Annotated in this window: 12 protein-coding genes; 3 read left to right on the forward strand and 9 right to left on the reverse strand. The window is 59.7% G+C overall.

Annotation, left to right across the window (positions count from 1 at the left end; translation table 11 throughout):
- The first annotated feature begins 183 nt into the window (after positions 1–183).
- Positions 184–1281 carry a calcium:cation antiporter gene (locus AC4ANE_RS03465; protein WP_002555517.1) on the forward strand — a complete coding sequence of 366 codons (1098 nt, stop codon included), beginning with the start codon at positions 184–186 and terminating at the stop codon, positions 1279–1281.
- A gap of 111 nt (positions 1282–1392) precedes the next feature.
- Here the strand turns inward: AC4ANE_RS03465 and AC4ANE_RS03470 are convergent, their stop codons facing one another.
- From AC4ANE_RS03470 to AC4ANE_RS03510, 9 genes are all read right to left on the reverse strand, one after another.
- Entirely contained in the window at positions 1393–2748 is a 1356-nt protein-coding gene (locus tag AC4ANE_RS03470) for an 8-oxoguanine deaminase (protein WP_002555516.1), read from the reverse strand.
- Positions 2749–2871: 123 nt separating this feature from the next.
- Positions 2872–3561, reverse strand: coding sequence for an SDR family oxidoreductase (locus AC4ANE_RS03475; protein WP_002555515.1), 690 nt, complete (start codon positions 3559–3561; stop codon positions 2872–2874).
- A 243-nt stretch (positions 3562–3804) separates the two neighbouring features.
- A complete protein-coding gene (locus tag AC4ANE_RS03480) occupies positions 3805–4731 on the reverse strand; it encodes an ABC transporter permease (protein ID WP_002555514.1) in 927 nt (308 codons plus the stop codon).
- Positions 4731–5831, reverse strand: coding sequence for an ABC transporter permease (locus tag AC4ANE_RS03485; protein ID WP_002555513.1), 1101 nt, complete (start codon positions 5829–5831; stop codon positions 4731–4733). Before AC4ANE_RS03485 ends, AC4ANE_RS03480 begins: the two co-directional genes overlap by 1 nt.
- A gap of 11 nt (positions 5832–5842) precedes the next feature.
- Positions 5843–7396 (reverse strand): ABC transporter ATP-binding protein, encoded by a 1554-nt coding sequence (locus AC4ANE_RS03490; protein WP_002555512.1) that lies wholly within the window; start codon positions 7394–7396, stop codon positions 5843–5845.
- 522 nt (positions 7397–7918) lie between these two features.
- Positions 7919–8512, reverse strand: a complete 594-nt coding sequence (locus tag AC4ANE_RS03495) for an IMPACT family protein (protein WP_002555511.1) — start codon at positions 8510–8512, stop codon at positions 7919–7921.
- Positions 8513–8544: 32 nt separating this feature from the next.
- Positions 8545–9207 carry a TetR/AcrR family transcriptional regulator gene (locus tag AC4ANE_RS03500; RefSeq protein ID WP_002555510.1) on the reverse strand — a complete coding sequence of 221 codons (663 nt, stop codon included), beginning with the start codon at positions 9205–9207 and terminating at the stop codon, positions 8545–8547.
- 95 nt (positions 9208–9302) lie between these two features.
- Complete coding sequence (locus AC4ANE_RS03505; RefSeq protein ID WP_002555509.1) at positions 9303–10700, reverse strand: uracil-xanthine permease family protein; 1398 nt, start codon at positions 10698–10700, stop codon at positions 9303–9305.
- Positions 10701–10886: 186 nt separating this feature from the next.
- A complete protein-coding gene (locus AC4ANE_RS03510) occupies positions 10887–11807 on the reverse strand; it encodes a LysR family transcriptional regulator (RefSeq protein WP_002555508.1) in 921 nt (306 codons plus the stop codon).
- Between the two features lie 111 nt (positions 11808–11918).
- On the opposite strand from AC4ANE_RS03510, the gene aptA reads away from it, so the two are divergent.
- Both aptA and AC4ANE_RS03520 read left to right on the forward strand, forming a co-directional pair.
- The gene (gene aptA / locus AC4ANE_RS03515) at positions 11919–13265 is read left to right on the forward strand and encodes an omega-aminotransferase AptA (protein ID WP_002555507.1); all 1347 of its coding nucleotides are present in this window, start codon (positions 11919–11921) and stop codon (positions 13263–13265) included.
- Positions 13266–13369: 104 nt separating this feature from the next.
- Positions 13370–14863, forward strand: coding sequence for a CoA-acylating methylmalonate-semialdehyde dehydrogenase (locus AC4ANE_RS03520; protein ID WP_002555506.1), 1494 nt, complete (start codon positions 13370–13372; stop codon positions 14861–14863).
- Positions 14864–15038: the final 175 nt, after the last annotated feature.

The raw sequence follows: 15038 nt of genomic DNA on the forward strand, positions 1-15038 counted from the left end.
GGAAAACGGCGGGCACTATTTCACATCGTGACGACGGGATCAAAAGTCATTTACGTGTGGGTGCAGTTCTCATTCGGGTCATTTGTTGAAACCTTTTGTCACACACCGCACTCTGAACGGCTTCAATGACAGACACGTTCATGACTATCCGCGGCGATCTGTCGCAAGGGTTTGGAGAAAGTAATGGGCGCTTTGCTCAAGCAAGAAAAGTTTCTACTGCTAGCAATCATTGCCATGTTTGTCGCCTATCCGCTGGAGCATGTGCTGCTGGGCAACGGACAGGTCGTCGCACTGGTTTCCGGGTTGGCGCTGGTCGGCTTCATCGTCTGCGCCTCGATGCGCGTCGCGCACCACGCCGAAATGCTCGCGGAAAAGGTCGGTGATCCCTACGGGACGATGATCCTCACGCTCTCGGCGGTGCTGGTCGAAGTGGTGATTCTGGCGATCATGATGAGCAACGAACCATCGCCGACGCTGGTGCGAGACACGATTTACTCGGCGGTCATGCTCGACATCAACGGCATCCTTGGCCTGGCCGCGCTGATGGGCGGTATCAAGCACGGCGAGCAGTCCTATAACGATGACTCGGCGCGCACCTATAGCGTGATGATCCTCACCGCCATGGGCGTGTCGATGGTGGTGCCCGAGTTCATCCCCAAAGGCGACTGGAAGATCTATTCGGCGTTCACCATTGGCGCGATGATTCTGCTCTACACGCTGTTCCTGCGCATGCAGGTCGGCCCGCACAGCTACTTTTTCAGCTACAGCTACCCGGAAAAGAAAAAGCGCCAGGGCTCGGATCAGGCTGAACAGCATGCAGAGCCGGTCAACCTGACCCGCTCAATTGTCACATTGGTCATCGGTGTGGTGGTGATTGGCGCGCTGGCTGAAGTGATGTCCAAGACGGTCGACCTGGGCCTGGAAGGGACGGGGGCACCGCCAGTGATGACCGCCATTCTGGTGGCCGCCATTTCCGCTGCACCGGAGATTCTGACCGCCCTGCGCGCGGCACTCGCCAACCGCATGCAGTCAGTGGTCAACATTGCTTTGGGTGCATCGTTGTCCACCGTGATTCTGACGGTTCCGGTCATGGAAGCGATGGCGCTTTACAGTGGCCAGCCGTTCCAGATGGCCATGACGCCGGTGCAGACCGTGATGATCTTCATCACCCTGCTGGTGTCCGCCATCAACCTCAACGACGGCGAAACCAACGCCATCGAAGGCATGACCCACTTCGTGCTGTTCGCGACGTTCATCATGCTCTCGTGTCTGGGGCTTTAGGGCCTATTGCCTATCGCTCCCACGCTCTGCGTCGCAAGAGGACGCAGAGCGTCCTGAACGGCATGCCGACGCGGAGCGTCGCACGATAGTTGAGATTATCGCCCCGCACGTTCAGCCCCGAATCAACTCCCGCGCGGCCTGGCTGTGATCGGCAATCAACTGCTTGATGTCCAGGCCTTCGACCTGGCCGTCGATCACTCGCCATTGTCCTGCGATCATCACCCGATCGGCACGGTCCGCGCCACACAGTAGCAGCGCTGACAGCGGGTCGTGGCTGCCGGAAAAGCGCAGTTCGTCCAGCTTGAACAACGCTATATCAGCCTGTTTGCCTACCGCCAGTTCACCGAGGTCTGTGCGTCCCAGCAAGTGCGCTGACCCCTTGGTGGCCCAGCCCAGCACAAGTTGCGGGGTGATTTTCTCTGCGCCGTAGCGCAGGCGCTGCAGGTAAAGCGCCTGGCGGGTTTCGAGGATCATGTTCGATGCATCGTTGGACGCCGAACCATCGACCCCGAGCCCCAGCGGCGCGCCGGCAGCGATCAGCTCCAGCGTCGGGCAGATGCCAGAAGCCAGGCGCATGTTCGAGCTTGGGCAGTGACAGACGCCGGTGCCTGCTGCGCCGAGACGGGCGATTTCGTCGGGGTTGAAGTGGATGCCATGGGCCAGCCAGGTACGCGGTCCCAACCAGCCGACACTGTCCAGATAATCCACGGTGCGCAGGCCGAAGCGTTGCAGGCAGAAGTCCTCTTCGTCGAGGGTTTCAGCCAGGTGGGTGTGCAGGCGCACGTCGAGCTTTTCGGCCATGGCGGCACTCTCGGACATGATCTGCGGCGTGACCGAAAACGGCGAGCAGGGTGCCAGCGCGATCTGGATCTGCGCACCATCGCCGCGCTCGTGATAGGTCTCGATCAGGCGCTGACTGTCGGCCAGAATCACCTCGCCCTGCTGCACGGTTTGCTGCGGCGGCAAGCCTCCATCCGCTTCGCCAAGGCTCATCGAACCACGCGTCAACATTGCGCGCATACCCAACTCGCGGACGCTTTGCACCTGAACATCGATGGCGTGTTCAAGCCCGTCGGGAAACAGATAGTGGTGGTCGGCAGCGGTTGTGCACCCGGACAGTAACAGCTCGGCCAGCGCCACCTTGCTGGCGACCGCGAGCTTCTCTGGCGTCAGGCGCGCCCACACCGGGTACAGGGTTTTCAGCCACGGGAATAATGGCTGGTTGACCACCGGTGCCCAAGCGCGGGTGAGGGTTTGATAGAAGTGATGGTGCGTGTTGATCAGCCCCGGCAGCAGCACATGCTCGCGGGCATCGAATGTCTGTGTGCAGGGCGTCGACGGTTGTTGTCCGGCGGCCAGCACTTCAGTGATGACGCCGCCTTCGATCACCAGACCGCCACGGGCGTCCAGGTCATTGGCAGTGAACACGGCAAGGGGATTTTTCAACCAGATACGGATCGCAGGCATGGGCCGGCTCCTCTGAAAGACAGGTTCAGGTTAGCCAGCTCAGTGTTGCCCTGTCTGCTGATCCAGGGTCGCCGGGGTCAGGTGCGCCCCGGCGAAGGACGGCGATTCTAGTCGAGCAGCCGATTACCAGGCAATCGTCTTGCCCTGATAATCGATGAAGTGATGGCCGCCCTTGCCTGCGTAGGCATTGAGCTGTTCGACAAGCCCGGTGGTGCTGGTCATGACGTCGATGGCGGCATTTTCGCCGCCCATGTCGGTCTTCACCCAACCCGGATGCATCGACAGCACGGTAGGACGGTTCTCGCCCAGCTCGGTGACAAAGGTATTGGTCATCGAATTGAGTGCAGCCTTGCTGGCCTTGTACAGCGCAAGGTTTGCGCCGTCCGGGCAAGTGACGCTGCCCAGCCACGAACTCATGAACGCCAGGACGCCCGTGCCGGGACGGATTTGCTCAACGAAGCGCTCGGCCAGACGAATCGGCGCTACAGCGTTGGTCAGGAACAACTGCCCGAGTTCGGCAGCGGTCGACTTCGCAGCGCTCTGGTGTGCCGCGCCACTGATGCCGGCATTGACGAACAGCACGTCGAACACTTCACCGCGCAGCTTCTGGACCAGCACTTCCAGCGAAGCAGGTTCGTCCAGATCCACCGCTTCGATGCGCACGCCTTCTACCGCTTTGAGGTTTTCGGCGTTCTGCGGATCACGCACCGTGGCGGTGACCTGCCAGCCCTGTTCGGTCAAGCGCTGCACCAGCCCGAGCCCGAGGCCACGCGAAGCACCGATAATGAGGGCGGTTTTCTTGGTAGTGGTCATGAATGATTCCTTGGCAAATTGAGAGACAGACTCCATGGCAGCGCAAGCAGGACCTCTCGAAAGTTTCGACCCCGCAGCGTACTACTGCCTATGCAGTGTTGGAATCTCCGTGAGCCGGAAACGTTCAAGGTAGATGTCTGACGCTGAGCATCGGCGCGATAGTCGGGATTATCGTTCCGCACGCTCCAGCGTGGGAATGCCGTTCATGACGCTCTGCGTCAACCATCTGCGCCGCGAGCTCCCTCAATGCCCCGCCCGCCACGGCTGGCCCAGCGATACCGGCGCATACAGTCGGGTGCGCAGGGCGTCGCGGGAGAGCAGGACGAGGACGATGATGGTGGCGAGGTAAGGCAGCATCGCCAGCAGGTTGGACGGGATGGCCAGGCCGATGCCTTGCGCGACCAGGTGCAGGATGCTGGCGAGGCCGAACAGGTACGCACCGAGCAGTAGGCGCCACACGCGCCAGCTGGCGAACACCACCAGCGCCAAGGCTATCCAGCCGCGTCCGGCGCTCATGTTTTCCGCCCACATCGGCGTATAGGCCAGCGACAGGTAAGCCCCGGCCAGCCCAGCCATTGCGCCGCCGAACAGCACGGCCAACGTGCGTACACGCAACACTGGCAAGCCCATGGCGCTGGCCGCATCGGGATTTTCGCCGACCGCCTGGATAATCAGCCCGACGCGGCTTTTCAGCAGCGCCCAGGCGACCAAAGCGAACAAGGCGAAGGACAGGTAGACCAGCAAGTCCTGGGCAAACAGCATGCGGCCGATCAGCGGAATGTCACTCAGCAGCGGGATGACCACCGGTTCGAAACCGCTCAATGGCTTGCCGACCCAGGCGGCGCCGACGAAGCTGGAAAGGCCGACACCGAAAATGGTCAGCGCCAGCCCGGTCGCGACCTGATTGGCGTTGAACACCAGTGCCACCAGCGCAAACAGTGCCGACAGCAGCATGCCAGCGAGCATCGCCAGCAGCACGCCCAGCCATAGATTGCCGGTACTCAGGGCGATGATGAAACCGATCACCGCGCCAAACAGCATCATGCCTTCCTGACCCAGGTTGATGACGCCGCTTTTTTCGCAGATCAGTTCGCCCAGCGCCACCAGCAGCAAGGGGGTTCCGCAGCGGACCATGGCATAGAAAATGTTGCTCAGCAGGTCGATATCCATCATGCGGCTCCTGTGACGGCTGTCATCTGGCGCTTGGTCCAGTGCAGTTTCAAACTTGGGCGATAGAGAATCAGCACATCACAGGCCAGCAGGAAGAACAGCATCATCCCCTGAAACAACTGCGTGATTGCCAAGGGCAGGTTCAAGGTCATTTGCGCGCTTTCTCCGCCCAGATACAGCAGGGCGATCAACAGGCTGGAGAACAGAATGCCGATGGGGTTGAGGCGGCCGAGAAAGGCCACGGTGATCGCGGCATAGCCGTAACCTGGCGAGACCTGCGGCACCAGTTGACCGATCGGCCCGGTCACTTCCGATACGCCGGCCAGCCCGGCCAGCGCGCCACTGATCAACAGTGCGAGCCAGACCAGGCGTTTTTCTCGAAAGCCGACAAACCCGGCAGCACGCTTGTCCAGGCCCAGCACCTTGATCTGAAAACCGACGAAACTGCGTTGCAGCAGCACCCACACCGCGACCAGCGCAAACAGGGCGAAGTACACGCCGATGTGCGCGCGGCCATCTTCCATCAGCAGCGGCAGGCGGCTGGCGTCGCCAAAAGTCGCTGACTCCGGGAAATTCATGCCCGCCGGGTCTTTGAGCGGCCCGTGCACGAAGTACAGCAGCAAGTTGAGGGCGATATAGTTGAGCATGATGCTGGTAAGGATCTCATTGGCATTGAAGCGCGTGCGCAGCCAGGCGGTCACGCCCGCCCAGGCCGCGCCTGCCAGGGTGCCGGCCAGCAGCACCATGACCAAGGCCCAGCGACTTTCCATCTCAATGATATTTACCGCTACGGCACTGCCTGCCAGCGCGCCGAGCAGCAGCTGGCCTTCTGCGCCGATGTTCCAGATGCGCGCTTGATACGCGACCGCCAGGCCCAGCGCGCAGAGCAGAATCGGCAAGGTTTTGACCATCAATTCCGACACGCCATACCAGTCGCTGACCGGTGCGATCAGCAAGGTGTGCAGCGTCACCCAAGGGTTGAGCCCAAGGCCGATGAACAGCAGCGAGCCGCAGACCAGTGTCAGGACGGCAGCCAGTAAAGGGGAACACCACAACATGGCGCGCGATTGCTGGCCGCGCGGTTCCAGAGAAAGCAGCATCTTTTGCTCCGTTAACCCGCCGTATGGGCCTGGGTGTGAGAATGATCGAACTGTCCCGCCATCCAGCCGCCGATTTGCACGGTGCTGGTCTGTTCAGTGGGGATCAGGTCGGAAAGCTGGCCGCCGCTCAGGGCGGCGAGTCGGTCGCTGATCTGGAACAACTCGTCCAGGTCTTCGGAAATCACCAGAATGGCCGCCCCCGCGTCACGCAAGGCAATCAATGCCCGGTGAATCGCTGCGGCAGCACCGACATCCACGCCCCAGGTCGGGTGCGCGGCAATCAGCAGTTTGGGGTTTTGCAGTATTTCCCGGCCGAGAATGAATTTCTGCAGGTTGCCGCCCGACAGGCTGCGCGCCGCGGCCTGTGCGTCCGTCGTCTTGACTGCAAAGCGACGGATGATTTCGTCGGCCAGTGCGCGAACCTTGCCGCGCTGGATCAAGCCGTGGCTCACCAGTCCTTGCTGGAAAGCGGTTAGCAGAGCGTTGTCGGCCAGGCTCAGTTCCGGCACTGCGCCATGCCCCAGACGCTCTGCCGGAACGAACGCCAGCCCGTGTTTGCGGCGGGCGTCGGGGCGCAGGTCGCCGACCGGGGTGTCTTGGAAACGCAGGGTTGTCGCCTGGGCATGAGGCAGGGTCTGTTCGCCACTCAGCAGCGCCAGCAATTCATCCTGACCATTGCCGGCAACGCCCGCGATGCCGACGATTTCGCCGCTGCGTACTTCCAGGCTCAGGTCTTTCAGTGAGCAACCGAACGGGTCCGGGTTGTGCCAGGACAGCTTGTCGACGCGCAGAAAGGCTTCGCTGCCGCTGACTTTGTCGTAGTGCGCGGTCAACCCTTCGGCATCACCGACCATCAAGCGCGCCAGCTCCAGATCGGAGCATTCAGCCGGGATACAGTGCCCGGATACCTTACCGTTGCGCAGGACGGTTGCGCTGTGACACAAGGCACGAACCTCGCCCAGCTTGTGACTGATAAACAGAATGCTGCAGCCTTCTGCGGCCAGATGCCTGAGGGTCACGAACAGCTCTTCGGCTTCCTGGGGTGTGAGCACAGAGGTGGGCTCGTCGAGGATCAACAGACGAATGTCCTGCATCAGGCAGCGAATGATTTCGACTTTCTGCCGCTCGCCAATCGACAGGCTATGGACCAGGCGCTGGGGCTCCACTGCCATGCCGTAGCGTTGCGAAACCTCGCGAATGCGCGGTTCCAGTTGCTTGGGCGTGCCTGCCGCCGCGCCCATCGCCAGGGCGATGTTTTGCGCGACACTGAGGGTTTCGAACAGCGAGAAATGCTGGAACACCATGCCGATCCCCAGGCTTCTGGCCTGTGCCGGATTGCGCATGGTCTGCGCCTGGCCTTGCCAGATGATCGACCCGGCGTCGGGCTGCGTCACGCCATAGATGATCTTCATCAGCGTGCTTTTGCCGGCACCGTTCTCTCCCAGCAGGGCATGAATCTCGCCGGGCTGAATCGTCAGGTCGACAGCGTCGTTGGCCAGGCAGCCGGGATACCGTTTAGTGATGTGGCGCAGTTGTAGACGCGCAGGTATCGCGTGGTTTGACATGAAAGGCTCGAAGGCAGAAGTGGGTCGCTTGTGGATAAAGCAAAATCCTGGCCAAGGAGTCAGGATTCCTGTCCTGTGCGTTCAATCAAGGTTGAGTAAGGTGTTTTCGACATTCATGGCCGTGCAGTGACAACCTGACGCGATCATTTCGGCACCAGTTCGGGGCGCGCTGGCGGAGCGAGGGGCAAAGGTGGCTCTTTGATTTGAGTGAAAAATGTACAGCAGGCGTCAAGCGAGGTGCGTTATACGGATGCGCGACCCTTGCACCTGTTATCCACAGGTTCTTCCACAGATACTGTGCGCAAGCGCGTCAGCGGAGAATAATACGTCGGTGGTTAGCATCCAAAGGGACTAACGAGCGCTAACAGACTGTTTTTGCACCGTTTATGGATCCATGACAGGCGATTGCTCAAAAAACGATCATTCGCCTGAAACGCAAGCCCGGCAAGGCCCGCAGTGGAGTGTACTCAGCTTATCCACAGCCGGATGCACAGTAGATGTGGGCAATTGCTGACGCGTTGCCTACTCTGTTGTGGCCTTGTGCAAAACAATTCTGCCGCGACTCAGATCAGCCAGTTGTCGTTGCAGCGTGTCGGCATGCTCGGGGCCTATCGCGATTGCCATCTGCACGCCAGTGGCAGTGAAGTTTTCACTTTCCAGCAGGCCGTTGACTTCCGCGAGACGCAACTTGACCAGCGCCAGTTCACTGAAGCTGCATTCAAGCTGGAATGACGAACGCTGAATCAGCGGCAGACGCTCGGCCTGCTGCAAACATTTGTTGGCACCACCGCCATAGGCGCGGGCCAGGCCGCCAGTCCCCAGTTGAATGCCGCCGTACCAGCGGATCACCAGCACCACGACTTGATCGAATTCCTGCGCCTCGATGGCTGCCAGGATTGGCCTGCCTGCAGTACCGCCCGGTTCCCCGTCATCGTTGCTGCGATACTGACCACCCAGCTTCCAGGCCCAGCAATTGTGGGTGGCGTTGAGGTCGCTGTGCTGCTCGATGAACGCCTGGGCGTCGGCCGGGCTGGCGATGGGGGCGGCGAGGGTCATGAAGCGGCTCTTGCGGATTTCTTCACGAGACTCGCAAGGGCCGACCAGGGTAAAAGGCATGCGTGTATCCAGCTGACGTCAAGGCGTCGATTCTACAAGGCTGGCGGCGTGAGCCCACAACCTTTGAGGATGATCCGGATCAGATTATTGCTGGCCTGATCCATGTCTTGCCGGGTCAGGCGGGAGCGACCGGTGACTCGGCAGATCTGCGAGGCGAAATCAGCGTAGTGCTGGGTGCTTCCCCACAGCAGGAAGATCAGGTGTACAGGGTCGACCGGGTCCATCTTGCCTGCATCGATCCAGGCTTGAAAAACCGCTGCCCGGCCCTGGAACCACAGGCGGTAGTCCTGGCTGAAATACTCGCTCATGCATTCGCCACCGCTGATGATCTCCATGGCGAAGATCCGTGAAGCCTGAGGCTGGCGGCGCGAAAACTCCATCTTGGCGCGAATGTAGCGGGCCAGTGCCTCAGCTGGATCATCTTCGACGCTCAGGTGGTTGAACGTGCTGTCCCACAAATCAATGATGTTGCTCAGTACCGCGACATACAGGCCCAGCTTGTTGGTGAAGTAGTAATGCAGGTTGGCTTTGGGCAGCCCGGCTTTCAGTGCAATGGTGTTCATGCTGGTGCCCTTGAAGCCGTGGCGGGCAAATTCATCTTCGGCTGCCTGGATGATTGCTTGTTCGTTCTTCTGACGAATACGGCTTGCGGGCTTGGTGACGTGAGCGCTGTGTGCGGGGACTTCAAGGGTCATGAGCAATTCCGGACAGGTCGTAGGGCGCAACTAATGAACAGATAGCGCACCGGCGATTATCTCGCAAGCACCGGCGCAAGTGCGGCTATGGAAGCCTATCGTGGTTGTTCAAGGGGATTGGGTTCCGTCGCTGAATCATTCCGGGTCACGGCGACCTTTCCTTCCGGAGTCAGCAGGCACATTACGATGGCTGTGATGCCGCCGCTGGTGATGGCCGAATCGAACAGGTTCTGTACCAGTTTGGGCATCTGATGCAGCAGCGCAGGCTGCGCGGCGATACCCAGACCGACACCCAGTGACGTGGCGATGATCAGCATGCTGCGTCGGTCCAGCGGAGACTGGGCCAGAATGCGCACACCGGCTGCCGCGACGCTGCCGAACATCACCAGCGTTGCGCCGCCGAGTACCGGTTTGGGAATCTGCTGGACGATGGCACCGATATGCGGGAACAGCCCGAGCACGAACAGCACCGCGCCGATGTACAGCCCGACATAGCGACTGGCAACGCCGGTCAGCTGAATCACACCGTTGTTCTGCGCAAAGGTGGTGTTGGGGAATGCACTGAACGTTGCGGCAATCATGCAGCTCACGCCGTCACCCAGCACGCCACCCTTGAGGCGCGCCACGTAGCTCGGGCCACTGATCGGCTGGCTGGCGAGCATGCAGTTGGCGGTCAGGTCGCCGACCGTTTCGATACTGCTGATCAGATAAATCAGCGCGACCGGCAGGAAAGCGGTCCAGTCAAAGCTGAAACCAAAACGGAACGGCACCGGCACGCTGATCAAGGGCAGGTCGTGGATCGGCTGTGGAATCAGCTTGCCGCTGAACCAGGCGGCGAGACTGCCGACCGCCAGGCCGATGATGATCGCCGACAAGCGCACCCAAGGCGTATTCGAACGATTAAGTACGATGATCACTGCCAGAACGAAGGCGCCCAGCGCCAGGTTCAACGGCGCGCCGAAGTCAGGTGCGTTGAAGCCGCCGCCCAGGTCCGTCACACCTACCTTGATCAGGCTTACACCAATCAGCGTGATGACAATGCCGGTCACCAGCGGCGTGATGACACGTCGCAACTGGCCAATACAGCGACTGAGCACGATTTGCACAAGCGCGCCGAAAAAGCACACGCCGAAGATCATCGCCATGATGTCCTCCGGGCTGCCGCCGCGTTGCTTGACCAGAAAACCCGCGGACAACACCGCGCCCAGGAAAGCGAAGCTGGTGCCTTGCAGGCAGATCATGCCTGCGCCGATACCAAACGGGCGGCGCGCCTGAATGAAAGTACCTGTGCCCGACACCATCAGGGCCATGCTGATCAGATACGGCAGGTATTGAGTCAGGCCGAGCGTCGATCCGATGATCAACGGCGGGGTGATGATCCCGACGAAGCTGGCGAGGACATGCTGGAACGCTGCCAATATGGCCGTTAAAGGTCTTGGGCGATCATTCAGGCCGTAAATCAGGTCATCGTTGTCGAGTGTTTCAGGCTGCATGGCAAGGTCTCGGACGGGGAACTGCCATGTACTGGCGTGTCGTTATCTGGGATCACTGCAAAAAACTGTCCAGTTGCTCAGGTTATTTTTATTTGAGTCCAACTATTTCAATAAATATCAGCCTGATAGCGTTTTCGAGCCGCTCTGCAACGTTGGCTGACTGGAAGGGTGTCCTGCAGGAGTGTGTCATCGGGTAGCGGCCAGTGTTTCCAGAAAGCTCTCCAGCACCAAATGAGGGCGTCGGCCTTTTCGGGTAACGGTCACCAGGTTGAGGTCGTAGAACTTTGAGTCCGGTTTCAGCGCGCGCAATCGACCTTCCTGCACCCAGGCGTTGGCGTAATGATCTGGCAGGTAGCCAATGTAGCGTCCAGTCAGAATCAGGAACGCGATGCCCTCGCGGTCTGAAGCACTGGCGGTGCAAGTCAGTGCCTGATAATGCTCCTGAATATCGTTGGGCAGGCGAAAGGTCGGGGCAATGGCTTCCTGCTGTGCGAGGCGTTCATCATCCAGCGTTGAGTTGTCCGCGTAGAAGAGCGGGTGGCCCACCGCGCAATAAAGCAGCGAACGCTCACTGTATAACGGGTGATATTCAAGGCCGGGCAGGGCGCTGGCCTGTGGCACGACACCGACATGCAGGCCGCCGTCCAATACGCCTCGCTCGACTTCGGCGGGAGCAATCATGCGGATATTGATGTGCACGCCCGGGCCACGCTCTTTCAGGCGGGCCAGTGCATGGGTGATGCGCATGTGGGGAAGGGTGACCAGGTTGTCGGTCAGGCCGATGTTCAACTCGCCGCGCAGGTTCTGATGCAGGCCGTTGACCTCAGTTCTGAAACTTTCCAGAGCGCTGAGCAGTTGCAACGACGATTGATAAACCTCACGTCCTTCGTCGGTCAGTGAAAAACCGGCCCGCCCTCGCTGGCAAAGCCGCAAGCCGAGACGCTGTTCCAGATCGCTCATTTGCTGACTGATCGCCGACCGGCCAATGCCGAGCACGCTTTCGGCCGCGGAAAAACCGCCTGCCTCGACGACACTTTTGAAAATGCGCAGCAAGCGGATATCAAAATCGCTCACCTGCGACAGTGGATCGGGGCGACGGACACTCATTGTTTAGTCCTTACCAAACCAAAGATTATGAAAATCGGGTTTTATGAACTTTAGCCGCGTGACACCTTGGCTGCAATGACCGTTCGTTTAGCGCCTGCGAGGCTTGCCCCCATGAATATGTTCGAAGCGTCAGATGTGCCTGTAGCCAGTCAGTTGAAGCTTGATGCCCACTGGATGCCTTACACGGCGAATCGAAATTTCCAGCGTGACCCGCGCATGGTCGTGGCTGCGCACGGTAGCTATCTGACAGACGACAAGGGCCGCAAGATCTACGATGGGCTTTCCGGGCTATGGACATGCGGGGCCGGGCACACCCGCAAGGAAATTCAGGAAGCCGTTTCCCGGCAACTGGGCATTCTGGATTACTCGCCGGGCTTTCAGTTCGGGCATCCGCTGTCGTTCCAGTTGGCGGAAAAGATTACCGAACTGACGCCGGGCAATCTCAATCACGTCTTTTATACCAACTCCGGTTCCGAATGCGCGGACACGGCAGTGAAGATGGTGCGTGCCTACTGGCGGCTGAAGGGGCAGGCGACCAAGACCAAGATGATCGGGCGCGCGCGTGGCTATCACGGCGTGAACGTGGCGGGCACCAGCCTGGGCGGAGTGAATGGTAACCGCAAGATGTTCGGCCAGTTGATGGATGTCGACCATCTGCCGCACACGCTGCTGGCCAGCAACGCCTATTCGAAGGGGATGCCCGAAGCGGGCGGTATTGCGCTGGCCGACGAGATGCTCAAGCTGATCGAGCTGCACGATGCGTCGAACATCGCGGCGGTAATCGTCGAACCCATGGCGGGCTCTGCCGGCGTGATCGTTCCGCCGCAAGGCTATCTCAAGCGTCTGCGCGAGATTTGTGATCAGCACAATATCCTGCTGATATTCGACGAAGTCATTACCGGCTTCGGCCGTACAGGCTCGATGTTTGGTGCGGACAGTTTCGGTGTCACGCCTGACCTGATGTGTATCGCCAAGCAGATCACCAATGGCGCGATCCCCATGGGCGCAGTGATCGCCAGCAGCGAGATCTATCAGACCTTCATGAATCAGCCAACGCCGGAATACGCCGTCGAATTCCCCCACGGCTATACCTATTCGGCACATCCGGTGGCCTGCGCGGCCGGGCTCGCGGCGCTGGAGTTGTTGCAGCGTGAAAACCTGGTACAGCAGGCAGCAGAAATCGCTCCGCATTTTGAAAGCGTGCTGCACGGTATCAAGGGCGCGAAAAACGTGGTGGATATCCGCAACTACGGCCTTGCAGGCGCCATCCAGATCGCACCTCGTGACGGCGATGCAATCGTGCGGCCTTTCGAGGCAGGCATGAAACTGTGGAAAGCCGGGTTCTATGTGCGTTTTGGCGGTGACACCTTGCAGTTTGGCCCGACCTTCAACAGTCAGGCGCAGGACCTGGACCGGTTGTTCGATGCCGTCGGCGAGACGCTGAACCTGATCGACTGACCACGCTGACAGGCTCTCTTCTTATATAGGTACTTTTATACAGGTGCTTTTGTCGCATGGGCCGCGAAGCCATTCGCGCCCGATGCAATTATCCGGAGTTTTCCATGAGCAGCATTCAACACCTGATCCACGGCGAGTTCATTTCTGAAGATGGCCGCACCGCAGATGTGTTCAATCCGTCGATCGGCCAGGTTATCCACACAGTAGCGCTTGCCACTCGGGACACTGTCCAGAAGGCGATCGATTCGGCCAAGGCTGCGTTTCCGGCCTGGCGTAATACACCGCCAGCCAAGCGCGCTCAGGTGATGTTCCGCTTCAAGCAATTGCTGGAGCAGAACGAAGCGCGCATTGCTCAGTTGATCAGTGAAGAGCACGGCAAGACCCTGGAAGATGCGGCGGGCGAGCTGAAGCGCGGTATTGAAAACGTGGAGTACGCCTGCGCTGCGCCTGAAGTGCTCAAGGGTGAATACAGTCGTAATGTCGGGCCGAACATCGATGCGTGGTCTGATTTCCAGCCGCTGGGTATCGTTGCCGGTATCACTCCGTTCAACTTCCCGGCCATGGTGCCGCTGTGGATGTACCCGCTGGCCATCGCGTGTGGCAATTGCTTCATCCTCAAACCCTCCGAACGCGATCCCAGTTCCACGCTGCTGATAGCCGAGCTGCTGCACGAGGCCGGGCTGCCGAAGGGTGTGCTGAATGTGGTTCATGGTGACAAGGTTGCCGTCGATGCACTGATCGAAGCGCCTGAGGTCAAGGCGCTGAGCTTTGTCGGTTCGACCCCGATTGCCGAGTACATCTACAAAGAGGGCGCAGCGCGTGGCAAGCGGGTTCAGGCTCTCGGTGGCGCCAAGAACCATGCGGTACTGATGCCGGATGCCGACCTGGACAACGCAGTGAGTGCCTTGATGGGCGCTGCCTATGGATCCTGCGGTGAGCGCTGCATGGCTATTTCGGTTGCGGTATGCGTCGGGGATCAGATCGCCGATGCGTTGGTGGCCAAACTGGTTCCGCAAATTCAGAGCCTGAAAATCGGTGCAGGTACGACTTGCGGCCTGGATATGGGGCCACTGGTTACCGGTCAGCATCGCGACAAGGTCGGCGGCTATATAGCAGATGGTGTGCAGTCGGGCGCTACTCTGGTGGTAGACGGTCGCAATCTCCAGGTTGCCGGGCACGAACATGGCTTCTTCATGGGCGGCTGTCTGTTCGATCGCGTAACGCCAGAAATGCGCATCTATAAAGAAGAGATCTTCGGGCCGGTGCTGTGCATCGTGCGCGTGGACAGCCTTGAACAGGCCATGCAACTGATCAACGACCATGAATACGGCAACGGTACCTGCATCTTTACCCGTGATGGCGAAGCTGCGCGGTTGTTCTGCGATGAGATTGAAGTGGGAATGGTCGGGGTCAACGTTCCGCTGCCGGTACCGGTTGCCTATCACAGCTTTGGTGGCTGGAAGCGTTCCCTGTTCGGCGACTTGCATGCGTACGGTCCCGATGGTGTGCGCTTCTATACGCGTCGCAAGGCGATTACGCAGCGCTGGCCGCAACGTGCGAGCCATGAAGCGTCGCAATTCGCATTTCCCAGCTTGTAAATTCCCGTAGCGGGAGATCGTCTTTAAAGAGGATCTCCCGTGTTTGTTGGGGCACAGCAGTTGAATTGCAGATTTTTGAAATTAACGGTTGACGCCCTCTGTGATCTGTCTATAATTCGCCCCACTTCCGGCGCAGACGGAAACGAAAAAGCCTTGTAGATCAATGGTTTACAAG

Source organism: Pseudomonas sp. Pme6b, assembly GCF_058129925.1.